Here is a 26174-nt window from a genome sequence, read left to right as displayed (position 1 = left end):
CGATGTGCCGGAACATCACCGAACTTCGAGGACTCGAGCCCGCCGCCACGCCGGACGAGGTCGAGGCTGCCGCGCGGCAGTACGTGCGCAAGGTCAGCGGCATCGTCAAGCTGTCCGATGCCAACCGCGAGGTCTTCGAGGCGGCGGTGGCCGAGATCGCGCACGTCACGCGACACCTGCTGGCCGAGCTGCCACCGCGCAAGCAGCCGCCGTCGACCGTTCCGCCGCTGCGACGACCAGAGGTGAAGGCGCGGATCGCCGCCCGGGCGGCGGGTGCATCGACAGCGGGTTCATGACAGCAGGCTGCGGATGTCCTGGGCCGTCAACGCGGACGACCCGGCCGCGTCGTCGTTCATCACGCTGGAGAACAGCTTGGCCTTGTTCTCCTTGAGGGCCATCACCTTCTCCTCGATGGTGCCCTTGGCCACCAGTCGGTAGACCATCACCGTCTTGGTCTGGCCGATCCGATGTGCCCGGTCGATCGCCTGCGCCTCGCTGGCCGGGTTCCACCAGGGGTCGAGCAGGATGCAGTAGTCGGCCTCCGTCAGATTGAGCCCGAACCCTCCGGCCTTCAGGCTGATCAGGAAGACCGGCGCCGAGCCGGAACTGAAGCGCTCCAGCACCTCCGGCCGATTCTTGGTGGTCCCGTCCAGATAGCAGTACTGGACTGCGTTGGCGTCGAGGCGGTCCCGCACCTTGCGCAGGAACGAGGTGAACTGGCTGAACACCAGCACCCGATGGCCCTCGGCCACCACGTCCTCGAGCTGCTCCATCAGAGCGTCCAGCTTCGTCGAGGGAATCCCGGCGTACTTCTCGTCGATCAGCGAGGCGTCCAGGCTCAGCTGCCGGAGCAGCGTCAGCGACCGGAAGATCGCGAATCGATTCTTGTCCATGTCGCCGATCAGACCGAGGACCTTCTGCCGCTCCCGTGCCAGGTGGGTCTGGTAGACCTTGCTGTGCTTGGCGTTCAGCTCCAGTTCGATGACCTGTTCCTGCTTGGGCGGCAGCTCCTCGACGACCTGATCCTTGGTGCGCCGCAACATCAACGGGCGGATCCGCCGGCGCAGCTGCCTGAGTTTCTCGGTCTCGCCCTGCTTCTCGATCGGCTTCTGGTAGTACTCCCCGAAGCGTTTCGGACTGCCGAACAGCCCCGGCGCCGTGATCGAGAACAACGACCACAACTCCATCAGATTGTTTTCCATCGGTGTTCCGGTGATCGCCAGCTTGAACTCCGCCGACAACTTCTTCGCATTCTTGAAGCCCAGCGACTGGTGGTTCTTGACGAACTGCGCCTCGTCCAGGATCAGCCCGGCCCACTCCTGCTCCTCGTAGGAGTCGAATTCGAGCCGGAACAATGCGTAGGAGGTGACGACGATGTCGCACTCGCCCGCCAGATCGGCGATGGAGACCCCGCGGCGGGTGCTGGTTTCGTTCACCGTGAGGACCTTGAGGTGGGGCGCGAACCTGGCCGCCTCCGATTTCCAGTTGCCGACCACGCTGGTCGGCGCGACGACAAGGAACGGCGCCGACCCCCGGGGCCCTGCCACCGCCCGGCAGATCAGCGCCAGCGTCTGGATCGTCTTGCCGAGCCCCATGTCGTCGGCCAGGATGCCCCCGAGCCCGGAGTCGAACAGGAAGGACAGCCAGTTGAAGCCCTCCTGCTGGTAGGGCCGCAGTTCCGCCTGGAAGCCGTCGGGCACCGGCTGCACCTCGATCTCGCCGGCGTCCAGCAGTCCACCCACCGACCGGTGCCAGGCCTGCGCCTGCCGGTCCACCAGTCCCAACCGCTGCAGTTCGTCCCACAGGCTGGCCTGGAAGCGGCTGACGCGCAGGGACTTCCCGGTGCCGTCCTGCAGCCCTCTCGCCTCCTCGATCAGCCGTCTCAACTGCTCGAACCGCTCCGAGTCGAGCGCGAAGTAGGTGCCGCTGGGCAGGATCATGTACTCGTGGGCCCGGGCCAGTGCCACGAAGACGTCCTGCAGTGCAACGTCTTCACCGTCCACGCTGACACTGATCTGCAGGTCGAACCAGTCGCGGCCCTCTACGGCCTCCCCCGAGATACCGATCACCGCTTCACCCTCGGCGGCCCGGTAGGACGCCTCCCCGATCATCTCGAGATGGACGCACGGGTGCGCGGCCAGATCCGGGAGTACGTCGGCGAGGAAGCGGACCGCCTGCATCCCGATCAGCGTGACCTCACCCAGCAACCGCCCGCCCTCGATCAGATATCCGGCGCCGGTCAGCGAACTCTGCAACTCGGCGAGGATGCCTCGTTCCTGCTCGAGATCGCGGAACGCCGCCGGCGAGAACCGGGGCCAGAGCTGTTGCGGTTCCTCGACTCCGGCGTAACGCCAGGCCCAGCCGATGCCGGCCCGGTGGCCGGGAAGATGCCGCACCGTCAGCCACAGCTCCGGTGGCACCGGCACGGGCACCTGGAACGAACCGTCGTGCGAGAGCACCTGGACCCGCTGACGCAGGACCGGGAGGTAGGTACCGAGGAACTTCTGCTCGTCGCACCCGGGGATCTCCTGGTAGCCCGCGTCGACCAGCGAGATCAGCTCGGCCGCAGGCGGTGTGCGGAACCGGGTGAGCAGGAGCACCCTTTCCCGCAGCGGCACCCCGGCAGAGCTCGACGGCCAGCTGACCAGAGCCCTGACCGGCTCGCCGAGCACCAGGCAGTCGTCGATCTCGCCCGACCCGTCACCGGTCAGCACCAATGCCTCCAGGCCGATGTCGCCGCCTCTGCGGACCACGTCCACCACCAGGTCGGCCGGTTCGGGCGCCACGGTGACGGCCTGCTGACCCCGGTCGGACCCGATCAGCGCGATGCCCAGTTCGGCGGCGCCGGCGAGCAGGTCCCAGATGGCGTTGCCACCCACCAGGTCCAGCTGGATCCAGGCCGGGACCGATCCGTAGTAGCGGGACGAGCCGGATCCTGACGTACCGGTCACGGATTGCACTGCGCGCAGCCATTCGAGATGCGCGGGGTCGGGCCGGGTCCGCCCGTAGCTCGAATACCCCAGACTCGACCAGCTGATGCCGGTGCGGACCCACTTGCCGCTGGCGCCCTGCTGCACCGGGCGGATGCCGAGGCGGGCCGGACGCGGGACCTCGAGCGCACCCGAGGTGGCCGCCGGGTCGCCCACGGCCGGCTGCAACTCGAACTGCAGACCCAGCGCGATCAGGCCGCTCGGCTGCCGGTCCAGCCCGGCGTCGACCAGCGGTGCCAGCGTCCGCTCCCAGGCCGGCCGGCCCGGAACGGCAGGCCGTAGGTCCTGCTGCCCCCGTGAGGAAAGGCCTGAGATGATCACGGCCACCACATGTTTGCAGTTCATCCGGACCGGACACGAGCAGATTCCGGTGAGGCCGAGGATCGACGGACCGTTCAGCGTCACCGCGACGTCGACCTGGTAGGGCACCCGACCCGACCCGGCCACCCGGCCGGAGATGCGCAGTGGGTCCTCGGTGATCTCCATGCTCAGCACCGCACCGCGGCGTGAGTACTCCAGCCCCTTCTGCAGGGTGAAGGCACCGACGATCCGGCTGAGCGACAGGACGTCGATCATGCCGCGACCCGGTCTCTGCGCACCCCGGCAGCCTACGGCGGCAGGTCACGCGCGCTCGCACTGCTCCCATAGATGGCGGCGGGCCGACGGACTGTCGTGCTGCCACCGCAGGTAGTGGGTCGGGCGGACCTTGCGGTCGTGCCAGAACTGACCGGTCGTCGTCGTGGGTCCGGTGCGTCCGGTGGGTCCGGTGGGTCCGCTGGCGGCGGCCAGCCAGACGATGGTGTCGGCGCCCTGTTCCGGGGTCCGCAAGATGGGTTTGGTCAACCTGCCGAAGGTGGCGATCGACCCGGTGACCCCGGGGGTTGCAGCCCAGCCCGGGTGCATGCTGTGCACCACCGGATCCCCGCTCTCTCCGGGCGGCCCACCGAAGTGCTCACCCAGCATCTCGGCGATGCTCACCTGCATCCGTTTGGTCCGCGCGTACGCCCTGATGCCGCTGTATCGACCTTCGACGAACTCCAGGTCCCGGACCAACGGCGCCGAGTACATGCCGCCGGAGGACACGAAGATCACCCGGGCGTCGCCGTCGGCCCGCAGGGGTTCACCGAGCTCCAGGGTCAGCCGGTACGGGCCGAGAACGTGTGTGGCGAAGGCCATCTCGTGGCCCTGGGCGGACAGCTCGCGCCGTGGGGGGATCAGACCGGCGCAGTGGATCAGGGCGTGGATGGACGTCACGCTCCCACGCAGCCCGGCGGCCAGGGTCCGCATGGCGTCCAGATCACTGACGTCCGCCTCGTGCACCACCAGTTCGGCGCTCGGGACGGCCGCCCGGATCCGGTGGGCCGCCCCGTCGAGCCGGCCGGCACTGCGGCCGACCAGATGGACCCTCGCGCCCAGCCCGGCCAGCGCCCGGGCGGTGGCCTCGCCGAGCCCCGAACTCGCGCCGGTGACCACGACCTCGGGATGCCCGGCGAAAGGCCCGGCGTCGGTCGGCCACCACCGCCGTCGCAGCGCCGGCCCGATCGAGCTGTAGCCGGGTACCACCAGGAGGTCCAGCAGATCATCCAGGACCGCGTGTGCGCTCATGGTGATCGACGGTACCGTTCCCGGCATGGCAACCCTGGTGACCTTCCACGCCCATCCCGACGACGAGTCGATCGGCTGCGGCGGGGTGATGCGCAAGGCCGCCGACGAGGGCCACCGGGTGGTGCTGGTGGTCGGCACGCGCGGCGAGCACGGCGAGGTGCCCGAGGGGTTCCTCGCCCCCGGCGAAGAGCTCTGGGAACGGCGCGTGGTCGAAACCGGAGCCTGCGCAGAAATTCTCGGCGTGGCGCGGCTGGAGTTCCTGGGGTACAAGGACTCCGGGATGATGGGTGAGCCGACCAACGACCTGCCCGGCTCGTTCTGGACCGCCGACGTCGAGGAGGCCGCGGCCGCACTCGCGGCCATCCTGGTCCAGGAGAACGCCGACGTGCTGACGATCTACGACGACAACGGCGGCTACGGCCATCCCGACCACATCCAGGTGCACCGGGTCGGGAAGCGGGCGGCCGAGATCGCCGGCACCGGCCGGGTCTACCAGATGACGATGAACCGCGACTACATGCGCCGCGGCATGGAAGCCTTTGCGGCGCAGGCGAAGGAGGCCGGCATCGAGATACCTGACGTAGAGGGCGCAGCTGGGGCCGACTTCGGCAAGCCGGAATCGGAGATCACCGGCCGGGTCGACGTCACCGCCTACACCGCCGCCAAACGGGCCGCGATGGGCGCCCACGCCAGCCAGATCAGCGAGGACTCGATCTTCCTTGCGATGCCGGATCCGGCGTTCGCCTACCACTTCGGCGTCGAGTGGTTCATCCGCGACGGGCAGGGGCCCGGTATCACCGAGACCGACCTCATGGTGGGGTTGTGACCGCTACTTCTTCTCCCGCCAGGCGCGCTCGAACGGGAGCCGCCAGGCGTGCGGAGCGACCAGTTGGTGGATGGCGTTGGGACCCCAGGTGCCCGGAGCGTAGGTCTTCACCGCCGGCGGGTCGTCCAGGAGCGGAATCGAACGCTCCCACAGGCTCTCGATGCCCTCCGCAGTGGTGAAGAGAGTGTGGTCGCCGCGCATGGCGTCCAGGATCAGACGTTCGTAGGCCTCGAGAACGTCGGCGGCGCGGTCGGTCTCCTGCGTCGCGAACTGCATCGACAGCTTGTCCAACCGCATGCCGGGCCCCGGTCGCTTGCCGTAGAACGACAGGGAAACCTTCGACGCATCGGCCAGGTCGAAGGTCAGGTGGTCCGGGCCCTGGGATCCGACTCCCGAGCCGGACGGGAACATCGACTTCGGGGCCTCCTTGAAGGCGATCGAGATGATCCGCTGGCCCTCGGCCATCCTCTTGCCGGTCCGCAGGTAGAACGGGACCCCGGCCCAGCGCCAGTTGTCGATGCGGCACTTCAGCGCGATGAACGTCTCGGTGTCGGAATCGGGTGCGACGCCGTCCTCGCTGCGGTATCCGCCGTACTGACCGCGCACCACGTGCTGCGGCTCGATCGGGAGCAGGGAGCGGAAGACCTTGTTCTTCTCCTCGCTGATCGCCCGCGGTTCCAGGGCGGTGGGCGGCTCCATGGCGACGAAGGCCAACACCTGGAACAGGTGGGTGACCACCATGTCCTTGTAGGCCCCGGTGGATTCGTAGAACTCGGCACGCCGGTCCAGACCGAGGGTCTCCGGGATGTCGATCTGGATGTGGTCGATGAAGTTGCGGTTCCAGATCGGTTCGAACAGGCCGTTGGCGAAGCGGAAGGCCAGGATGTTCTGGGCCGGCTCCTTGCCCAGGAAGTGGTCGATGCGGAAGATCTGGCTCTCGAAGAACGTCTCGTGCACCTGATCGTTCAAGGCGATCGCGCTGTCGAGGTCGGTACCGAAGGGTTTCTCCATGACGACCCGGGAGCGCTGCACCAGATCGGCGTTCCTGAGCATGTTGATGACGGCCAGCGCCGCCTTCGGCGGAACGCTGAGGTAGTGCAACCGCAGGACCTCGGGACCGAGTTCACCCTCGGCCTTGGCCACGGCCGTGGCCAGCGCGTCCGGGCCGGCCCCCTGCGGCACGTAGTGCAGTTTGCCGGCGAAGCTGGACCATTGCTCGTCGGTCAGCTTGTGGCTGCCGAACTCGGTGACCGCCTGCCGGGCGAACTCGCGGAACGCGGTGTCGTCCATGTCCTCCAGCGAGGTCCCGACCACCTGGATGTCGGGGGCCAGCGCCGAGAGCGACAGGTGCGTTAGGCCGGGCAGCAGCTTGCGTCTGGCGAGGTCGCCCGTGGCGCCGAAGAGTACGACGACATGCGGGGAGATGGTCTCGCGCAGGCTGCGCGGCGGCCGTGCTCCAGGGGCGGGATACGCGATGCTCTCGTGATTCGCTGTAGGCACCGGATCATCGTCTCATCTGCGACTTCAGCCCCCGCAGTTGGTGGTCATCCATTTGCTGATGTCGTCGGAAGCTGCCGTCACCGCGGGGGAACCGAGGACCTGGCCGGCGTCGGTGAGGGACTTGCCGGACGCCGACTTCGCGGCATCGCTCAGCGTCTGGAAATCACCCTTCAGCGGTGCCGGCACCGAGCCGCCGAGGCCCGCGATCGCCTTGGTCACCTGGGTCGCGTCGTACGTCCCGACCCCGGCACCGCCGGTCAGCGACGGGATCAGCGCCAGCGCGATCGAGGCGTAGGCGCTGGCCACCCCGAGGCAGTCGGAGCTGAAGGCGCCGGCCCCGATGCTCCCAGAACCACCATTGCCAGAGCCACTGCCGCCGGGCAGCACGGCCTGCGAGCCGGCCGACGTCGGGGGCGCGTTGAAGACCGACGGCAGGTTCGGCCCGGCGCACCCGGTCAGGAACAGGGCGACAGCCACCGTCGAAGCGGTGAGAGCGGAAACCCGAAGACGAACGGACATGGTGAGCTCCTGACGAGACTGGGACCGGTGACGACCCTCAGGAGCCTGGAACCCCGGCCCTGATACACGGGAGCAGCCCCAGCGACTGCTTGCTCTGCAACACGTGCAGGGCGGCGGCGTCGACCCGGGCGCGGAAGGTCACGCTCCGCGCCGCGGCCGAGGTCAGCGCGGCCGTCATCGGCACCAGATCCGTGGGCTGGACGGTCAGCACCAGGTCGCCGCCGGCCGTCACGAAGTCGACCGCGCGCTGCCCCACCGGTGTGGCCTGGACGGCGACCGCACTCCCGAGGTCGTCGGAGATCACCAGCGCGCCGAAATGCATCCTGGTCCTGAGCAACCCGGTGATGATCTTCGTCGAGAAAACCGCCGGGTGGTCGGGGTCGAGCTGCGGATAGGTGGCGCTGGAGATCATCACTGCCGTGGTCCGCGCCGAGATGGCGGCCCGGAATGGTTGCAGGGCAACGTCATCGGCGGTGGTCTGATCATCGACGGCGTTCGCAGACGTGTCGGTGTTCTCGGTCACCCGGCCGAGTCCGGGAAAGTGTTTGACGGTACTGCCGAGCTTCGCGTCGAGCATCCCGTCGACGACGGCCACCACCGAATCGCCGACCGATTGCGGAGTCGAGCCGTACTGCCGGTCCTGCCCGCCGATCGGCGGATTCTGCTGCTCGGTGCCGGCCGGCACGACGTCCGCCACCGGCGCCAGATCCAGTGTGATACCGGCCTGTACCAGACCTTTCGCCCACCTGACCGTGGCATCGTGCAACTCCGCGGCGTCGAGCCTGCCCTGTTCCAGGGCCGTCGGGATGGCCGGGAAGTCGGGGCCGCGCAGGCTCTGCACGTAACCCCCCTCCTGGTCGACGGCGACCTGGGCCGGTACCCCTGACGTCCTGGTCACCGAATTCTGGATCGCCTTGACCCCGGCCAGCACTGCATCCGCGCTGCTGGTCGACCGGCCGGACAGGAAGACGCCGCCCACCGGCAGTTTCGGCATCGACGCGGCCGGATCGGCGGCGGCGACCCCCACCATCAGCAGCTGCCCGATCCGCTGGGCCGGGGTGAGGGAGTCGAGCGCAGCCTGCGCGCAGCTCCCCGGCGCCGGGGCGGTCGCTGAACTCCTGGTGCCGGTCCGGCTGGTCGTGGGCGGCGAGGTCGTGGTGCCGGTCCGGCTGGTCGGGGTCTTCGCAGTAGTCGGGGGACTGGCGGACGCCGGGATCGCGGGTCCCGACGAGATCGGCGCGGCCGTGGCGGTGCCGGTCGACGTCACGGTCACGGTGACGGCGTCGGTGCCTCCGGACGAGCAGGAGACGAGGATGCAGGAGGCCAGCGACAACACGGACAGACCGAAGGCAAAACGGGCGCGCTGCATGGACTTCAGACGCCTGGACGCCCCCGGGGTTGTGCTCGCCATCTAGGTCGAGAGCCGCCGGCGCAGTCCGCTGGCCCTGGCCGCGGGCCGCTCAATGGAGGCGCGCAGCTCGGTTTCGCTGCCCACCAGGCGTACGTGCTGCTCGGCCCTGGTCAGCGCGGTGTAGAGCATTTCCCTGGTGGCCAGCGGTGAATCGGCGGGAGGGAGGACGACGGTGACCCGCTCGAACTGGCTGCCCTGGCTGCGGTGCACGGTCATCGCGTGCACCGTCTGCACGTCGGCGAGGCGACTCGGGGCGAAGTCGACGAGTTCGTCACCCCTGGCGAAGACCGCCCGGGCGCTGCCGTCCGGTTGCCGTACCACCACGCCGGTGTCACCGTTGAAAAGCCCGAGGGCGTAGTCGTTCACCGTCATCAGCAGCGGGCGTCCGACGTACCACTCACCCTCCCGGGGATCGCCGGGGACCTCGGCCAGCCAGCGTTCGATCTTGCGGCTCCAGGTCTGCACGCCGAACGGTCCGGTGCGGTGCGCGCAGAGCACCCGATGCCTGTCGAGCTGTTGCAGCGCGCCCCTGGCATCGCCGCTCTTGGCCGCGTCCCGGATCGCGGTCGCCGCATGGACCACGTCGCCCCGGATCTGCGACTCGGAGGTCTCCAGGTCCAGCGCATCCTCGCCACGGCCCAGCACGGCGAGCGCGCCGTCGGCGTCACCGGCCCGCACCGTCGCGGCGAGATCGCCGATGCCGCTGCCGAATCGCCAGTTGTGGGTCAGCACCACCACCGGCCGCACCCCCTGCGCGGAGAGCGGTCGGGCACTCAGGCCGGCGACCAGGTCGGCCAGCACCGCCCCGGCCTCCACCGAGGCCAGTTGGTCGGGATCACCGACCAGCACCAGCCTGCTGTCCGGCCGGAGCGCCTCCAGCAGGCGCGCCATCAGCGTCAGCGACAGCATCGACGTCTCGTCCACAACCACCACGTCGTGGGGCAGCCGGTTGTCGCGGTCGTGCCGGAACCGGGTGCCGTCACCGGGCCGGCTGCCGAGCAGACGGTGCAGGGTGGAGGCGTTCACGGCACCGAGCCGTTCCTGGTCGGCGACGTCGAAGTCGGTGGCGACGACGTGTCGGACAGCCTCCTGCAGGCGGACGGCCGCCTTGCCGGTGGGGGCCGCCAGTGCCACCCGGAGCCCTGGCCCGTGCTGCTCGTGCAGGACGACCAGAAGCCTGGCCACGGTCGTCGTCTTGCCCGTCCCCGGGCCACCCCCGAGAACGGTCGTCCAACGCCGGGCGGCGATCTCGGCGGCCAGTCGCTGGTCGGTGTGCGCGCCGTCGGTGTGCGCGCCGTCGGTGTGCGGGCCGAACAGTCGATCCAGACTGCTGCCCAACAGGTCTGCATCCACCGGAGGCGGCAGCTGCGACTCCCTGGCCACCAGGTCCGCCCGCACCTGGTCCTCCTGCCGCCAGTACCGGTCCAGGTAGAGCAGGTCGAGGTCCCATCGCAGCGGTCGTCCCGGGCCGACCAGCGGGCTGGCCCTGATCTTGTCCACCCACCTCGTCAGCTGCGGCCAGTCCAGCGCGGGGTCGATCCTGGACACCTCCCTCAGATCGACGCAGACCGAACCGCCGCGGACGCCGCGGACGGTCAGGGCCAACGCCAGCCGGACCTCCTCGTCCGGCTCCCCGGCCAGCTCCGAGAGCCGGTGGGCGAGGTGCACGTCGGCTGCTGTCAGCACGTCGGCCTGGTTGAACTTTCGCAGCAGGCCCGTTGCGCTGGAGGCGATCCGGACGTCGAAGGGGTCCAGCTCCCCGATCTGGCCGGTCTCCGTCGTCATGGCGTCCCCTGGTCCAGCAGGGTGGACAGTTCGCGCACCAGGTCAGCGGGTGGACGCCAGCCGAAGACCCCGCAGGGCAGCCCGTCGACGAGGGGGGTGGCCGGCCCGGACATTCCGCGGACGTACAGGTAGACCGCCCCGCCGAGGTGCCGGTCGGGATCGTAGCCGGGTTGCCGCCAGCGCAGGAACCGGTGCAGCGCAACGGAATACAGCAGAGCCTGCAGCGGATAGTCGGAGTGCGTCATCGCCTGCTGCAGCGCCGCCGGCCGGTAGTGCCACGCCGACAGGGGTTCTGCGTCATCGCCGCCCAGCCAGTTCGTCTTGTAGTCGGCGATCAGGTAGCGGGGCCCTGGCAGTCGCAGCACGGCGTCCAGGCTTCCGGTCAGGTACCCGCGCAAGGGTTGCCAGGACATCTCCGGGGACGCCAGCCGGTCGGCGTAGTGAAGGAGCGGGTCGTCGGCCGGCAGATGACGACGGATCAACGGGGCCAATTGCCCCAGGGTGATCTCGGCCGTCGGATGGTCACCGCCGGCCAGGGGCAGCTCGAAGTCCAGCTCCGTCAGCCGATCGGCAACGCTGAAGTCGTTCAGGGACAGATGATCTGCGATCGGGCCGAGCGGGGTGGACAGCACCGGGAGCAGCGCCGCCGCGAGCTGTCCGGCCGTCATCGTGCCGGAGTGTCGCGCCAACTGCTCGGCGCTGCGCTGGGTGAGTTCGGCGGACAGATCGGCGGCCTGCGGGTCGGTGTGCTCCAGCACCGCGTGCACCAGGGTGCCGAACGAGGTTCCGGCCGGCAGATCCGCCATGGGCGAGGGGGTCCGGTGCAGTACCAGCAATTCGTCCGGAACCAGCGCATTCTCGGGGGCATCATCGACAGCCACGACCTCGGGCATCACCTCGTCGTCCCGTTCACCGGTCTCGGGCTCGCTGGCCACCGCCTCCCGGCTCCGATCGCCGGCCGCCGACAGCGCACTGTAGGAGGCCCGCCGCCAGGCGGTGTCCAGCGATCTGGCGAAAGTGCCGATGGCAAAACCCTTGTCGGAGACCACCGGCAGTGGCACCCGGGGGTAGCGGGCGGGCAGCGCGGATTCGATGGCGGGGCCGCCCCTGGCCTGCAGTTCGGCCAGCCGCCGCTGGACCTCGTCATCACCGGGCAGGGCAGCGGTGTCCGGGATCTCGCCGCTGCCCGGCGTACGGCCGAACAACAGCCGATGCAGGCCGGAGTCCGGCGTGTTGCTCGAGGGCACCCACCACATGACGACCTGGGACTGCCCCCTGGTCAGCCCGACGTAGAGCAGACGCAGGGCTTCGCCGGCCTGCTCCCTGGCCGCCCGGCGCTCCCGTTCCTGCCGTCCGGTCGACTGGAATCCTCCGACGTCCAGCACCCGCCGACCGTCGTTGTCGTGCAGCTGCAACACCTTCGGCTCGGAGTTGACCCAGCGGTCGGCCGCGAACGGCAGGTACACCACCGGATACTGCAGGCCCTTGCTCACGTGCAGCGTCATCACCTGGACGGCGGCCGCGTCGCTGTCCAACCGTCGGATGCGGTCGGTGTTCGTCTCGACGGCCGCTTCGGCCCGACGACGCCGCAGCCACTCGACCAGGGCGGCCAGCCCCAGACCCTCGTCCGCCGCGGCGGCCTGCAGTCCCTGGCCGAGGTGACGGAGATCGGTGAGCCGCCGCTCGCCGTCCACCTCACCGAGCACCCGGCCCGGCAGCCCCTGCTCGGCGAACGAGAGCTCCAGCAGGGCAGCCACTCCGCGGGACTGCAACAGATCCGCCCAGTTCCGCAGGAGGGTGCCCAGTTCGTCGGTCAGCCGCTCGCCGCCGCGGTCGAGTTGTTCGGCCGTGCGCCCCAGGAACGGCGTCAGCGCCGCTGCGCGGACCCGAGCCGAACGGTGTGGCTGCTCCAGCGCCTCCAACAGGGTCAGCCAGTCCCCGCCCGCCGCCGTGGCGTAGACACTCCCGGCTCCCGCCGTCACCGACGGGATGTCGAGCGCGGCCAGCGCCTCACGGATGATCAGACCCTGGACGTGGGTGTTCACCAGCACGGCGACATCCCCAGCCACCAAAGCACGTTCGTCGAAACGAGCCCCGGAGGCGAGCAACCGCGCCACGTCGGCGGCGAGGTCCTCGGCGATCAGCGGTCGCACCTGGTCCATGTAGACCTTGGCCCGCGGACCCTTGCCGAACTGCTCCCTGGTGGCCACCCGCAGGCGCAACGGATGACCCGACGGCGCCCCGGTGAGCCGGGAGCCGGCGTGCGCCGAACGCACCGGCCGGACGACGATCTCCTGCTCCCCGAGTTCGGCGCCGTCGAACAGGACCTGCAGCGCCGCCACCAGTGGTGCGTCGCTGCGCCAGTTCTGACCGAGGGTGGCGCGCGCATCCGCCGTCCGGGCGGCGGCCAGGTAGGTGTAGACGTCGCCGCCGCGGAACGCATAGATGGCCTGCTTCGGGTCGCCGATCAGGAGAAGGGTCGCGACGTGGGCGAAGGCCAGCCGCAACACGTCCCACTGGACCGGATCGGTGTCCTGGAACTCGTCGATCAGGACGATCTTCCACCGGTCCTGCATCCGCATCCGCGCCGCGTTTTCGACACCGGCCGGCTCGAGTGCATCGGCCAGACGGCTCAGCAGGTCATCGTAGCCGAGCAGACCGCGCTGTCGCTTGCGCCGATCGACCTCGGCCCTGACCGCACCTGCGAAACGGAACCGCAACGCGGACAACGAGTCCGCCGGTTCAGCAGCAGGCTCCAGGCGGGCCCCGGGATCGCCGACGGCCCGGCGGCCCAGCTCGAGGGCCATCGCCCGATCGATCTGCGGCGCCTCGGCACCGGCGGCGCCGAACCGCCGGACGTAGAGATCGTCGACCACCTCGACCACCAGATCGTCCAGGTCCTCCACCAGCGTCGCTCCCGGCTCGCTGTCGCCGGCCACCCCGAGCCCGGTCAGCACCTGCTGGCAGAACTGGTGGGTGGTCGCGATGGTGGCGGCGTCGAAGTCGGCGAGCGCCCGCCTCAGCCGCTGGCGACGCAACGCCACCTCGGGCCCGTCGGCCTCGGCGAGCAGCACGATGAGATCGTTGCTGTCGATGCGCGCCGTGTCCGGGTCCGCGAGGGCGCGCTCGGCGGCCACCAACTGCTCCCGCACCCGCTCGCGCAGCTCCTGGCTCGCGGCCCGCCCGAAGGTGACGACCAGCAACTCCTCCAGGGTCGCCCTGCCCTCGGCGACGTATCGGGTCACCAGAGCCCCGACCGTGTACGTCTTGCCGGTACCGGCACTGGCCTCCAGCACCGTGGTGCCGGTGGGCAACGGATCCCGGATGTCGAAGGGGCGTGGTTCCAACAGATTCATGCTCACAGGGCCACCATCCGACGATGGCGCAGCAGTGGTCCCCACAGCTGCACCGACAGTGCCGACAGTCGGGCCGGCGGTACCCCGAACACCTCGTCGAACGGAGCCCGATGGCCCCAGATCACCGTGTGCGGCGCGTCGTCGTCCTCGCCGGGAAACTTGCCGCTGGTCCAGGCCCGACGTGCCTGGAACAGGGCCTGGTCCTCGCCCTCCGATTTCACGATGGCGCCGGCATAGGCGACAGAGGTCTTCAGCGGCAACGGAAGTGGCTCGCGCAGGCCCTGGTCGTAGAGGTCCACGAGTTGGGTCAGGTACGTCCTGGCCGTCCTCTGGTCGATCGGTCCGAAGGTCGCGCTGCGCGGACGCCCCGGCTCACCACGCCCGACGGCCACCGCGGTCCATGGTCGCCCCGGGTGCGCCGCAGCCAGGGCCAGCAGCGAGATCCACACCGACAACTGGGGTTTCGGTCCCAGCTTGCTGTAGCCGATGGAGACCACAGCGGTGCCGTGCACTCCGGCCACCGTGCCGCGCAGTTCACGTCCGGCCGACAACGGAACGGAGACGTCCACCGTGCGCCGCTCCGGAGACATCAGGGCCGCCGTCCGCTCGACCAGCGGTGAGACCTCGTCCAGCAGCAGATCTAGCGTCGCCTGGCCCAGCGGACCGGGCGGCAGCACACCGCGACGCCACTCCGCCTGGCGGCAGGCCGCATCTTCGACACCGGTCAGCCGATCGCGCAGAAGCCGGTCGCCCACGGCCCACTGCTGCAGGTTGTCCAGCTCGACGGTGAGGCTGTCGGAGGGCTCCTGATCCTCGAACCGGGTACCCACATCCAGTCTCTGGCGCAGGAACCCACGCGCCGGGTGCACCAGCAGCGCAATGAGGTCGGACAGATCGACGTCCGGTTCGGCCCGCGCCGGGAGTGGACCGGACAGGAAGGGTGGGGGGTCGTGACGCGGACCGGCGGCCGCGCAAGCTCCCTGGAGGGCGACGAGATCGTAGCTGAAAGGTCCTCGCGTTCCGAGTGCCCCGGGAATGACGTTCCGAGCGTCGAAGGGCTGCAGCGGATGTCGAGTCACAATTTGCCCGCGCACTGCCGAACCATCTGCTGCGAGGGCTGTTTCGTCCAGAGCATCGATGAGTTCACCGAGCGGGACGGCCGGTGGTCGGGCTGCACCGGTGCGCTCGTCGGCGCCCGTGTAGGTGATCACCAGATGCTCGGTCGCCGCCAGGATCGCGTCGAGCATCAGTTGACGGTCCTCACCGCGCGCGTCGCGCTCGCCGACGGCCGGCTCCCTGGCCAGGATGTCGTCACCGTCCGGTCTCGGATTGCGGGGGAAGACCCCGTCGTCCAGACCCAGTAGGCAGACCACCCGGTGCGGCACAGAGCGCATCGGCACCATGGTGCAGACCGTCAGCGTGCCGGTCCGGAAGTTCGCCCTGGTCGGACGCCCACCCAGTCGTCCCCGCAGCAGCGCCCTGATGTCGGACAGGGTCAGCTCGGTGACCGAGACCCGTTGCGCGGCAGCCTCGGCCACATCACCCAGCTCTCTTCGGACCTCGGCCTGCTGCCAGCCGTCGTCGGGCGGCACATCGGTCAGGCTGTCGATCGCCTCGACCAGGGTGTCCAGCCAGTGCTCCAGCGAGTGGGTGCCGACCATCCCGTCGAGCGCGACCTGCAGCCGGTCCAGCAGTTCGGCGAGCTTGCCGACAAGTTCGACGTCGCCGCTGCCCACATCATCCAGCGGGAGCGCCAGACCGAGCCGATTCTGGTCCTCGTCGGCCATCGCGACGCCCAGCAGGATGCGGTCCAGACCGGTGCGCCAGGTGTTCTGCGGGAACCGTTGCAGACCGAAGGCCCCGCGATGCGGGGCATCCAGGCCCCACCGAACCCCGGACTGCGCCACCCATCTGGCCAACTGGTCGAGAGCGTCGTCGTCGAAGCCGAACCTGCGGCGAACGGGCGGCCAACTCGCCAGGTCCAGTACCTCGGAGGCACTGACCCGGCCGTCGGAAAGTTGCAACAGCCCGGCCAGGGTCGAGAGCAAGGGATTGGTCCGGGTCAGGGCCCGATCGGCCAACCGCACGCGAAGTCGATGCGCCGGATGGGCTTTCGCCTCGGGAACCACGTCGGCCAACCCGAACGCGGCGGCGATCAACGGTGCGTAGACCTCGATGTCCGGGCACAACACCAATACGTCCCGTGGCTCCAGCGTTGCGTCGTCCGCGAGCAGGCCGACCAGCACCTCCCGCAGTACGTCGACCTGACGGGCCGCACCATGGCATGCGTGCACCTGCACGCTGCGGTCGTCGGTGCTGATCCTGCCCCGAGTACCCGCCCGGTCCAGCCGGATGTTGGCTTGCAGCTGCCCCAGCAGGGTGGACGGCAGCGGTGGCAGGTCGTGGTGCAGATCCTCGTGCTCCACCGTCTCCAAGGTCAGCTGCAGCTCGCGAGCGTCACGTCCGAGGGAGGCCAGCAGCGGGTGGACGGCCTCCGTCACCGTCGGGTCGGTCCGCCGCGCACCCCTGAAACGCCTGCCGTGCAGACGATCCCAGAGAGCAGGGGAAGGATGCGGTAGCCAGAGATGCACGTCGCGCTGCTCGGCCAGCGCGCCGAGGACGTCCAGCTGACTCTTCGGCAAACGCGTCGGCCCGAACAGTGAGAGCCGTTGCGGGAGGGCGATACCTCCCGGGTCGGCTCTCAGCGCGGCGACGGCCAGCCCGCGGCGCTGCACCGGATCACCGGACCCGATGCGCACGGCCACCCGGCGCCACAGCTCGGCCTGCCAGCTCAGGTCGGGCGGCAGCATCTCCTTGGCGCCGTTCGTGTCCCGGCCGGCGGCCCAGTCGGCCAGCATCGCCGGGCGATTGACGGCGTAGCTGTCGAACAGCCCGGCCAGCCGGCGGGCGACGGAATAGCGCCGACCGGCCCGGTGGTGTTGCTCGTCCGCGGGGGACCCGACGCCGAGGTGGCGACCGAGGGTCGAGCACCACGGCTGGCCGGCGCACTCGTCGATCACCTCGAGCAGTGGCCAGACCAGCGCATCCGATGACCACGGGTCGGCATGTCGTGCGGGGCCGTTGACGACCTCGTTGACCAGTGCGGTCGGTGAGGGGAAACGGACGCCGGCGCAGATCCCGTCCTGACGTCCGTCACGCTGACCCAACCGATGGGAGAGCTGCTGGGTGAGCCATCGCTCGACACCACGCGCCGGCACCGCGACGACCTCGTGTGCGAAGGGATCCGGAAGCGGGTCGGCCAGCAGTTCGGCCAGGGCGGATGCCAGTGCGTCCGACCGCTCGGCCCGGTGCACGAACAACGTCATGCGGTCAGCTTGTCAGACGCGCGATCCCGCCATCGCCAGCAGTGTGATCACGCCGACCACGCTGAGGAACCAGCACCACCCGGAGATGTTCCGGCCCCGAACGCCGGTGACGATGCAGACGATGCCCATGACCACCGGCAGAACGAGAGCCGCACCCGGCGTCCAACCGAGCGGGGTACAACCCTGATCCCGCGCGGGTTCCGCGCAATGCACCGCTGCCGCGTAGACCAGGAAGATGTTCACGACGAGCACCAGCGGCGCCATGAAGATCAGGGTGATACCGGCGCCGACGCTGTGCCCCCTGCCACTGCCACTGCCCCTGCCCGTGCCCGATGTTGGTTCAGACGTCGTGGCAGATGTGGGGTCCATGTCGGTCGGACGTGCGGACCGCCACGGCGGTTCCCGTCGCCGGCCGGTGGTGGAGGTGCCGTGCAGATGAGAATGCCGGGCGGCTGTCCCGGCCGTTGTAACCTGACTCGTGGCGGACATCGAGGCGGTGCACGAGTCGGAGCGCGACGTCGACCTCGCATCGACCGTCGGCCCGCTGCGTCACGGCCCCGCTGATCCGTGCCACCAGAGTGGCCAGGACGGCTCGATCTGGCGGACGTCTAGGATGATCACCGGCCCGGTGACCTATCGGCTGAGCCAGTTGGACCCCCACCGGATCCGTTGCCAGGCATGGGGTCCCGGCGCCTCGGAGCTGGCTGCGGGACTCGGTGACCTGCTCGGAGAGCGGGACGACAGCTCGACCTTCGCGCCGGAACATTTCAAACTCGTCGAGGCCCACCGCCGGCATCGGGGTTTGCGGGTACCGCGCTCCGGACGGGTGATGGAGTCACTGGTGCCGGCGATCCTCGAGCAGAAGGTCACCGGAAGGGAGGCGTTCCGGGCCTGGCGCGTGCTGGTCACCCAGCACGGATCGGTGGCACCCGGGCCGGCTCCGGCCGTCATGCGGATACCGCCGACCGCCGAGCAATGGCGTTTGGTGCCGTCCTGGGATTTCCATCGTGCCGGCGTCGACCCGAAACGATCCAGGACGGTCGTCACGGCGGCCAGATCGGCCGATGCCCTGGAACGTTGCGTCGATCTGAGCACGGACGCGGCCCGGCGACGGTTGATGTCGGTGGCCGGTATCGGTGAGTGGACCGCCGCCGAGGTCGGCCAGCGCGCGCTGGGCGACGCCGACGCGCTCTCGGTCGGCGACTACCACCTGTCCGGTGTCATCGGTTGGACCCTGCTCGGACGACCGATCGACGACGCGGAGATGGTCGAGTACCTGGAACCACTCCGGCCGCATCGGCATCGGGTGATCCGACTCCTGGAGGTCAGCGGCCAGGCGTTCAAACCACGTTTCGGCCCGCGGATCACCATTCAGGACCACCGCGCGCACTAGTTCGTCAGCAGCTCAGTTCGTCAGCAGGATGATGACGAGCGCGACGATGACGATCGATCCGATGACGGGAACCAGCAGGCCCGGCCACCTCCACATCCAGAACTGCTCTGCCTCGACCTGCGTGCGCGGGTCCTCGTCGACGAATCGGCGGAACATCTGGGTGTCGGCGATGTCGTGGGGCTCGTCCGCATCTGGGCTGGTCATGGGTACATCCAACACCACTGCGACCCATGTCCGTTTCGTCCCTCGAACGTTCCGGCGGGAACGTTTCGACGTGCCCCCGTCGGCTTCCCGGCGCCGCTGTCGGTGGTCGCTACTAGCTTCAATCATGTGTTCGATGGCTGGGTGACGCCGCAGGCTCCACCAGGCACAGGGCGGGACAAGGGGTGGGGAACGATGGAGGACCAACACGTCGACGATGCAGCAGAGTTGGAGCTGATTCGGGCAAGACTGTGTGCGGCAGCCGGTCAGATGGCGGCGGCACAGTGCTGGTGGCTCGATCTCGTCGCCGAGTGCGACGAGCGCGGGGCGTGGTTCGGATACGGGGTGCGGGACTGCGCCCACTGGATCGCACACTCCTGCTCGATGTCACCGGGGACCGCCCGCGAGCACGTCCGGGTCGCCAGAGCCCTGCGGGGGATGCCGCTGTTCCACGCCGAGTTCGCGGCCGGCAGGTTGTCCTACTCCAAGGTCCGGGAGGCGACCCGGATCGCCGATCAGGTGGAGGAGTCGATCCTGTTGTCGCTGGCCAAGACCTGTACGGCGTCCCAGTTCGAGCGGACCGTCCGGGGGTTCCGCCGTACCGGCAGTGCTCGGGTGGAGCAGGAGAAGCGCCGGAAGGCCAGGTGGTTCACCGACGACGACGGAATGGTCGTCCTGACGGCGAGGCTCCCGTCCGAGGAGGGGGCGATCCTGATCGCCGCGCTGAAGATCGCGATGGACCAGCCCTCCGTCACTCGCGGTGATGCCGGCGCCGGCGAACCAGAGCCCGACCCGACGATGTCGGCCTGGGCCGAACTGAACGGGATCAATGATCCGGGCCGTGATCACGCCCCTCCGGTGGGACCTGACCCGCCACCGGCGCCGGATCCCACGGTCAGCTGCGCGGATGCGCTCCTGCAGGTGGCACAGGTATTTCTGGCCAACAGCAGCGCCGACCTGTCCGGTGAGGACCGTCATCTGGTCGTCGTGCACGTCGATGCCCGACTCCTGGCCGACGACCACCCGGCCACGGACGACCCGGACCCGGTCGTGGCCGATCCGACGGACAGCAGCGCGGTGCCGGCCAGTGGCGCCTGCCGGATCGCGGGGGTCGGCGGCATCTCGCCCGGCACGGCCGCGCGTCTGGCCTGCGACGCAGTCGTCGTGGCGATGCTCAGAGGACCCGGCGGCGCCGTGTTGGCCCTTGGACGGAAGAGACGATTGGTGTCAGCGCATCAGCGCAGGGTCCTGATGGTTCGTGATGGTGGCTGCCAGTTCACCGGGTGTGTCCGTACCACCCATCTCGAGGCTCACCACATCCGCTCCTGGGCGGCCGGCGGGAAGACCGATCTGGAAAACATGATCCTGCTCTGCCGTCTGCACCACATGGCCATCCACGATGCCGGGTTCAGCATCGCGCAGGCCGCCGAATTCAGGGCCGCCACGCCTCACTGGATCTTCGCGGACCCGTCCGGCCGCCCTCTCGACGCCCCGCCCCTTCCATGCGACCCCGACTACCCCACTGCATTCCCGCTGTCCCGCGAGCTCGACCACATCACGAGATGGACGGACGCCCAGGCCGAGCACATCCGGCCCGGGTGGCGGGGCGAACCTGTCCACATCACCAACATCGTGGCCGTCCTCCAGGACAACCCCGGGGACGGTTCGCGCGCCGCGTGACGGTCACGCCGGTCGCTGCTTGCCCGGACGGATGCCGCCGGGCTACCGTCTACCATCCCTGAAGGAGTGCCGCTCATCACGAATCCGACGTTGCCCGAAAATTTGGATCGCGAGATCACCTCGCTGGGAATCTATTTCGCTCTGGACACCCATCAGGAATCATCAGCGGCAGACCCTCCGTGGCGGTCCCTGGCCGTTCTGCTCGATGGATCCGATGCGCTCCGGTCGTTCTACGAGCAGTTCCGTGCCACCCTCGGCCGCGCCACCGGGCGACCCGTGGAGTTCCGCGTTGCCGCCTCCACCGGTCATCTCGCCCTGGTGGCCCGGCTGATCTGCCCCGCGTTCGGGGCCGAGCTGCTGGGTCATCACCTGGACCTGACGCAGGCCCGGTGGCAGCCGGTCACCGAAGGTGTGATGCCGCTGTCCCTGCCCACTGGCGCAATCGGCGTGGCCGGGGACATCTCGGCGTTGCTGACCGGGCCGATCCGGACCCTGACGGAATTGACCGCCGGAATGTCGGTCTCGTCAAAAGTGTTGTGGGGCAATGTGTCGTCGGCGGTCAACGGTGCGGTGATGGGGGCCTGCCGGGCGCGGCCGGACCTCGCCGCAAGGTCGATGGCGCTCGGGCGCTCCCTCGGCACCGCCCCCGGGCCCGATTTTCGACGGACGAGCTGCTGCCTGATCTACCGGATCGCCCCGCCCGGCGACAGCGCGATCTTCTGCGGAGACTGCGTACTGGAGCGTGGGTAGAGGCTGCCCGGACGCTACGGATTCTTGATCTGCAGGCTGGCCAGCACGGACTTGCAGGCCGCCGCGATGGACGCCGCGTGGTCATGCCACTGGCACGACACGGACACCCGGTGGGTCGCAGCGAAGATGATCAGGTAGCGCTGCTGGACGCCGTCAGTGAATTTGAGGGTCGTCTCGAACGCACGGTCGCCGGCCACCGTGCTCTGCGTGACGGGCGTGATACCGGCTGCGCTGATGTTGGCACTGAGGGCCTTGGCCAGCGATGCCTTGATCACCGCGTCGCCCAGCGCGTCGGAGTCGATGTCCAGGGTGGACGAGGTCACGAAGACCAGATCCCTGGTCTCGCCGGTTCCCTTGAGCTGGATGGCCGTCCTGACCGGATCGGTCCCCGGGTAGGTGGCAGTACTGGACCCGTCGACGAATCCGGCCGGTATCTGGAAGCAGAACGAACCCCCCTTCGCCGTGAGCGCGCCCGCCGGGCAGCTGAGCTTCGTCGGGCGCGACACGCGCTGAGTGGTGGCTGGCACGCTGGTGGTCGACGCCGTGGTGGTCGGCGCGCTGGTGGCGATGCTCGTCGACTGGACCGCCGGTGATGATTGGACCGGCGTGGACTGTTCAGCCGCGGTGGACTGCTCGGCCGGCGTCGACTGGGCAGCGCTGGATTGACCCGGGGCCGATTCGGGGGTGGGCGTCACCGCACCGCCGGTGGGATCCGGCAGGCTCGCGGGCCCCGAGGACGGTGCGCTGGAAGACAGCACGACGGCCGAGTTGACCTCGGCCGTTCCTGCGACGGTGTTCGCGCAGGCCGAGACCAGCAGGACCGCCGAGCACATCGCCAGGGTCCGCAAGGGGTGCTTCATTCCCGCAGCCTAATCATCCAGGGGCGGACTGCGGGATGTGACGCGGCCGAGACGCGGTCGAGCGCGGTCAGGACAGCAACGCAGTCAATTCCAGGTTGACCCCGTCGGGGTCCTGGAAGGACAGGATCGCCAGCCCGGCATCGGTCAGGTCGATGATCTCGCCGTGCTCGATGTCGGCGTCGGCCAGTCCCTGCTCTGCGATGACCAGGTCCTCGCGGGAGGAGACCATAAAGCTGACGTGGTCGAGGCCGGTGTGCTCGGCCTGGAACTTCTGCCCGCTGGGCGCCACCGGCCGGAGCCCGAACAAGGCGCCGGACGGCGTCTGGAAGACCACGCCACCGTAGAACTCGCCGGCGGACTCCTTGACGCCCGGTTCGTCGACCCGTGCCGAGTTGTCGATGGCGATCGGCCAGCCGAACACCATCTGGTAGAAGGCCTTCGACCGTTCGATGTCGGTGACGGTGAGGCGGACGTGGGCGTAACCGGAGCTGCTGATGATTGCCATGCAGCTCCGGTACCCGATTCGGCCGAGGATCAGACGGTGACGCCGAAATCCTTCGCGATGCCGGTCAGACCGGAGGCGTAGCCCTGGCCGACGGCCCGGAACTTCCAGTCGGCGCCGTTGCGGTAGATCTCGCCGAACACCATCGCGGTCTCGCTCGAGGCATCCTCGCTGAGGTCGTAGCGCGTGATCTCGGTGCCGTTGGCCTGGTTGACGATCCGGATGAACGCGTTGCGAACCTGCCCGAAACCCTGCTGACGGACCTCGGCGTCGTACACGCTGACCGGGAACACGATCTTGTCGATCTCGGCCGGCACCGTAGCCAGGTTGACCTTGATCGACTCGTCGTCCCCGTCGCCCTCGCCGGTCAGGTTGTCGCCGGTGTGCTCGACCGAGCCGTCCGGTGAGGTCTTGTTGTTGAAGAAGATGAAGTGGTTGTCCGACAGCACCTTTCCGTCGGCCTTGACCATGATGGCCGAGGCGTCCAGATCGAAGTCCGTGCCGGTGGTGGTGCGTGCGTCCCAGCCGAGGCCGACGACGACCGCGGTCAGACCGGGCGCCTCCTTGCTCAACGAAACGTTGCCGCCCTTGGTCAGACTGACTCCCATGACACTGTCCTCTCGTAGCGAAACGCGTCCCGACCTCTGCTGGTCGATCACCGCTGTTCCTTCTTCCACCTTGCGCTGCGGGGATACGGCAGAATCAGGTCAATTCTGCGCCAGGAAAGTCGCCCAGTTCTGCCGGGAGTCGGCAGCAGGCTCGGGCTAGTCCAGAACGATGTCGTGCCCGGGGCCGCGCTCGTCGTCGGGTCGGGGACCGAAGTACCGACGGTCGGACTCGGGGATGGCCAGGTCGTTGATGCTCGCCTCCCGCCGCTGCATCAGGCCATTGCCGTCGAACTCCCACAACTCGTTGCCGTAGCTGCGGTACCACTGGCCCGAGGCGTCGTGCGATTCGTACTGGAAGCGGACCGCGATCCGATTGCCCAGGAATCCCCAGAGACTCTTGCGCAGCACGTAGTCGAGCTCGCGCTCCCACTTCGCCGTCAGCAGTTCGACGATCGCCGCACGTCCGGTGACGAACTGATCCCGGTTGCGCCACACCGAGTCCGGTGTGTACGCCAGGCTGACCCGCTCCGGATCCCGGGTGTTCCAGGCGTCCTCGGCGGCCTGGACCTTCTGAATCGCGGTCTCGAGGGTGAAAGGCGGGAACGGGGGGCGTGGGCTCGTCATGAGATCGATGATGGCACCGGCCGGACGATCCTGACCCCCGGCTATCGTGAGCAGCGTGACGTTCTCCTCGCTCTACCGGCACGGTTTCGCGCGGGTGGCGGCCTGCACCATCGGGGTTCGGATCGCCGATCCGCCGAGCAATGCCGACGCGGTGCTCGCGGTCGCCCGCGACTGCCACGAGCGTGGTGTCGCAGTCGCCGTGTTCCCCGAGATGTGCCTGACCGGTTACGCCGTCGACGATCTGCTCGGTCAGGATGCCCTCCTCGATGCCGTGCACGCCGCCGCCGGCCAACTGCTGGCCGGTTCTGCGGATCTGCTCCCGGTGCTCGTGGTCGGCGCCCCGATCCGTCACCGCAACCGGCTCTTCAACGTCGCGCTGGTGATCCACCGCGGCGAACTCCTCGGGGTGGTGCCCAAGATCCACCTGCCGAACTATCGCGAATTCTACGAGCGGCGCCAGTTCACCTCGGGTGACGGCATCGTCGGACAGCACATCCGCGTCGCCGGCCGGTCAGCACCGTTCGGGACCGACCTGCTGTTCGCCGCCGACGACATCGACGGCCTGACGGTGGGTGTCGAGATCTGCGAGGACATGTTCGTACCGGTGCCGCCGTCCAGCGGTCTGGCCCTGGCCGGTGCGACGGTCCTGCTCAACCTGTCCGGCAGCCCGATCACGATCGGCCGCGCCGACACCAGAACGCTGCTCTGCCGCACGCAGTCGATGCGGTGCTTGGCCGCCTACCTCTACTCCGCGGCCGGCCACGGGGAATCCACCACGGACCTCAGCTGGGACGGGCAGACCACCGTCGTCGAGAACGGCGTGATCCTGGCGCAGGGCGAGCGTTTCGCGGACGAGGCCCAGATCACCGTGGCCGACGTGGATCTCGACCTGCTGCGGTCCGAGCGGGCGCGGACCGGGACGTTCGAGGACAACCGGAGGGCGGTGGGTACCTCCGGCGACTACCGGGAGATCGGCTTCACCCTCTCCCCGCCGTCGACCGATCTGGGACTGCTGAGGCCGGTCGAGCGTTTCCCGTTCGTACCGGCCGATCCGGACCGGCTCGCCCAGGACTGCTACGAGGCCTACAACATCCAGGTCGACGGTCTGGTGCAGCGCCTGCGGACGACCGGTCATCCGAAGGTGGTCATCGGGGTCTCCGGAGGTCTGGATTCCACCCACGCCCTGATCGTGGCGGCCAGGGCGATGGATCTGCTCGGCCGCCCCCGCACCGACATCCTTGGCTACAGCCTGCCCGGTTTCGCCACCAGCGGATCCACGAAATCCAACGCGCACGAGCTGATGAACGCCTTGGGGATCACTGCCGGGGAAATCGACATCCGTCCGGCGGCCAGGCAGTTGCTCGCCGATCTACAGCATCCCTACGCGGCCGGCGAAGAGGTCTACGACGTCACCTTCGAGAACGTGCAGGCCGGTCTCCGCACCGATTACCTGTTCCGTCTGGCCAATCACCAGGGCGGCATCGTGCTCGGCACCGGCGACCTCTCCGAGATCGCCCTCGGCTGGAGCACCTACGGGGTCGGCGACCAGATGTCCCACTACAACGTCAACTCCGGGGTGCCGAAGACCCTGATCCAGCACCTCATCCGCTGGGTCAGCGGGAATTCGACGTTCTCCGAGCAGGTCGGCGCCACGCTGCTGTCGATCCTGGGGACGGAGATCTCACCGGAGCTGATCCCGGTGAAGGACGGAGAGACCCCGCAGAGCACCGAGGCATCGATCGGGCCCTACGAGTTGCAGGACTTCACGCTCTTCTACGTCCTTCGCTTCGGTTTCCGTCCGTCCAAGATCGCCTTCCTGGCCCTGCAGGCGTGGGGCGACATCGAGGCACGCGAATGGCCGGTCGGCTTTCCGCCGGAGCGTCGACACTCCTACGAGTTGCCCGAGATCCGCCGGTGGCTGGTCGTCTTCGTGCAGCGCTTCTTCGGTTTCAGCCAGTTCAAGAGATCCGCGATGCCCAACGGCCCCAAGGTCTCCGCCGGCGGTTCGCTCAGTCCGCGCGGCGACTGGCGGGCACCGTCGGACGGCAACGCGACCATCTGGCTGGCCGAGATCGATCAGCACATCCCTACGATCTGACCTGTGATGTGACGCACGGCGACTGGCGTCATCGCTGGTCAGGACCCTAGGATGCGCTCATCTGGATGCCCTGGTCGCACCGGCTGACCACCGAGGGGACTTGGGGTGGATGCAAGGTAAATTCAAAGGGTACGTTTCGC

20 protein-coding genes are annotated in these 26174 nt (G+C 69.0%); 6 read left to right on the top strand and 14 right to left on the bottom strand.

All coding sequences use genetic code 11. The features are described from left to right. Nucleotides 1-2: 2 nt before the first annotated feature. On the top strand, nucleotides 3-296 hold the full coding sequence (locus H7F38_RS04405; protein WP_187093035.1) for a DUF2277 domain-containing protein: 294 nt from the start codon (nucleotides 3-5) through the stop codon (nucleotides 294-296). Here the strand turns inward: H7F38_RS04405 and H7F38_RS04400 are convergent. Beyond that, complete coding sequence (locus tag H7F38_RS04400; protein WP_187093034.1) at nucleotides 291-3566, bottom strand: SNF2-related protein; 3276 nt, start codon at nucleotides 3564-3566, stop codon at nucleotides 291-293. The genes H7F38_RS04405 and H7F38_RS04400 overlap by 6 nt on opposite strands. Before the next feature lie 45 nt (nucleotides 3567-3611). Then, nucleotides 3612-4595, bottom strand: a complete 984-nt coding sequence (locus tag H7F38_RS04395) for an SDR family NAD(P)-dependent oxidoreductase (RefSeq protein WP_187093033.1) — start codon at nucleotides 4593-4595, stop codon at nucleotides 3612-3614. A gap of 25 nt (nucleotides 4596-4620) precedes the next feature. Between H7F38_RS04395 and H7F38_RS04390 the strand changes: the two genes are divergently transcribed. Next, nucleotides 4621-5421 (top strand): PIG-L family deacetylase, encoded by an 801-nt coding sequence (locus H7F38_RS04390; protein ID WP_187093032.1) that lies wholly within the window; start codon nucleotides 4621-4623, stop codon nucleotides 5419-5421. 3 nt (nucleotides 5422-5424) lie between these two features. Here H7F38_RS04390 and zwf read toward each other — a convergent pair whose 3' ends face one another. From zwf to H7F38_RS04355, 7 genes are read right to left on the bottom strand one after another with little or no spacing between them, the layout of a single operon-like run. Beyond that, nucleotides 5425-6921, bottom strand: coding sequence for a glucose-6-phosphate dehydrogenase (gene zwf, locus H7F38_RS04385; protein ID WP_187093031.1), 1497 nt, complete (start codon nucleotides 6919-6921; stop codon nucleotides 5425-5427). 24 nt (nucleotides 6922-6945) lie between these two features. Then, on the bottom strand, nucleotides 6946-7440 hold the full coding sequence (locus tag H7F38_RS04380) for a hypothetical protein (RefSeq protein ID WP_187093030.1): 495 nt from the start codon (nucleotides 7438-7440) through the stop codon (nucleotides 6946-6948). Nucleotides 7441-7477: 37 nt separating this feature from the next. Continuing rightward, on the bottom strand, nucleotides 7478-8851 hold the full coding sequence (locus tag H7F38_RS04375; protein ID WP_222618439.1) for a glycoside hydrolase family 3 N-terminal domain-containing protein: 1374 nt from the start codon (nucleotides 8849-8851) through the stop codon (nucleotides 7478-7480). Beyond that, nucleotides 8852-10636, bottom strand: a complete 1785-nt coding sequence (gene recD, locus H7F38_RS04370; protein WP_187093029.1) for an exodeoxyribonuclease V subunit alpha — start codon at nucleotides 10634-10636, stop codon at nucleotides 8852-8854. Further along, on the bottom strand, nucleotides 10633-13992 hold the full coding sequence (locus H7F38_RS04365) for a UvrD-helicase domain-containing protein (RefSeq protein ID WP_187094472.1): 3360 nt from the start codon (nucleotides 13990-13992) through the stop codon (nucleotides 10633-10635). Before H7F38_RS04365 ends, recD begins: the two co-directional genes overlap by 4 nt. A gap of 2 nt (nucleotides 13993-13994) precedes the next feature. Next, on the bottom strand, nucleotides 13995-17318 hold the full coding sequence (gene recC / locus H7F38_RS04360; protein WP_187093028.1) for an exodeoxyribonuclease V subunit gamma: 3324 nt from the start codon (nucleotides 17316-17318) through the stop codon (nucleotides 13995-13997). A 12-nt stretch (nucleotides 17319-17330) separates the two neighbouring features. Then, nucleotides 17331-17582, bottom strand: coding sequence for a hypothetical protein (locus H7F38_RS04355; RefSeq protein WP_187093027.1), 252 nt, complete (start codon nucleotides 17580-17582; stop codon nucleotides 17331-17333). A gap of 214 nt (nucleotides 17583-17796) precedes the next feature. Here H7F38_RS04355 and H7F38_RS04350 point away from each other — a divergent pair, with 214 nt between their 5' ends. Continuing rightward, nucleotides 17797-18711: a DNA-3-methyladenine glycosylase gene (locus H7F38_RS04350; RefSeq protein ID WP_255498237.1), complete on the top strand. Its 915-nt coding sequence runs from the start codon at nucleotides 17797-17799 to the stop codon at nucleotides 18709-18711. Nucleotides 18712-18723: 12 nt separating this feature from the next. Here the strand turns inward: H7F38_RS04350 and H7F38_RS04345 are convergent, their stop codons facing one another. Then, nucleotides 18724-18915 carry a hypothetical protein gene (locus H7F38_RS04345; RefSeq protein ID WP_187093026.1) on the bottom strand — a complete coding sequence of 64 codons (192 nt, stop codon included), beginning with the start codon at nucleotides 18913-18915 and terminating at the stop codon, nucleotides 18724-18726. A gap of 192 nt (nucleotides 18916-19107) precedes the next feature. Here H7F38_RS04345 and H7F38_RS04340 point away from each other — a divergent pair, with 192 nt between their 5' ends. Together H7F38_RS04340 and H7F38_RS04335 are read left to right on the top strand one after the other, a co-directional pair. After that, nucleotides 19108-20592, top strand: coding sequence for an HNH endonuclease signature motif containing protein (locus tag H7F38_RS04340; RefSeq protein ID WP_187093025.1), 1485 nt, complete (start codon nucleotides 19108-19110; stop codon nucleotides 20590-20592). A gap of 66 nt (nucleotides 20593-20658) precedes the next feature. Beyond that, nucleotides 20659-21342, top strand: coding sequence for a (2Fe-2S)-binding protein (locus H7F38_RS04335; RefSeq protein ID WP_187093024.1), 684 nt, complete (start codon nucleotides 20659-20661; stop codon nucleotides 21340-21342). A gap of 14 nt (nucleotides 21343-21356) precedes the next feature. Here H7F38_RS04335 and H7F38_RS04330 read toward each other — a convergent pair whose 3' ends face one another. The 4 genes from H7F38_RS04330 to H7F38_RS04315 form a co-directional block, all read right to left on the bottom strand. Beyond that, nucleotides 21357-22202, bottom strand: a complete 846-nt coding sequence (locus H7F38_RS04330) for a hypothetical protein (protein ID WP_187093023.1) — start codon at nucleotides 22200-22202, stop codon at nucleotides 21357-21359. A gap of 67 nt (nucleotides 22203-22269) precedes the next feature. Further along, on the bottom strand, nucleotides 22270-22707 hold the full coding sequence (locus H7F38_RS04325) for a VOC family protein (protein ID WP_187093022.1): 438 nt from the start codon (nucleotides 22705-22707) through the stop codon (nucleotides 22270-22272). A gap of 29 nt (nucleotides 22708-22736) precedes the next feature. Beyond that, nucleotides 22737-23312: a TerD family protein gene (locus H7F38_RS04320; RefSeq protein WP_187093021.1), complete on the bottom strand. Its 576-nt coding sequence runs from the start codon at nucleotides 23310-23312 to the stop codon at nucleotides 22737-22739. A gap of 156 nt (nucleotides 23313-23468) precedes the next feature. Further along, on the bottom strand, nucleotides 23469-23936 hold the full coding sequence (locus tag H7F38_RS04315) for a nuclear transport factor 2 family protein (RefSeq protein WP_187093020.1): 468 nt from the start codon (nucleotides 23934-23936) through the stop codon (nucleotides 23469-23471). Nucleotides 23937-23991: 55 nt separating this feature from the next. On the opposite strand from H7F38_RS04315, the gene H7F38_RS04310 reads away from it, so the two are divergent. Beyond that, a complete protein-coding gene (locus tag H7F38_RS04310) occupies nucleotides 23992-26034 on the top strand; it encodes an NAD(+) synthase (RefSeq protein WP_187093019.1) in 2043 nt (680 codons plus the stop codon). Nucleotides 26035-26174: the final 140 nt, after the last annotated feature.

The organism is Nakamurella sp. PAMC28650, from assembly GCF_014303395.1.
Lineage (GTDB): Bacteria > Actinomycetota > Actinomycetes > Mycobacteriales > Nakamurellaceae > Nakamurella.
Note: the sequence above shows the minus strand (reverse complement) of the source record. Positions and strands in the feature narration are given on the sequence as shown.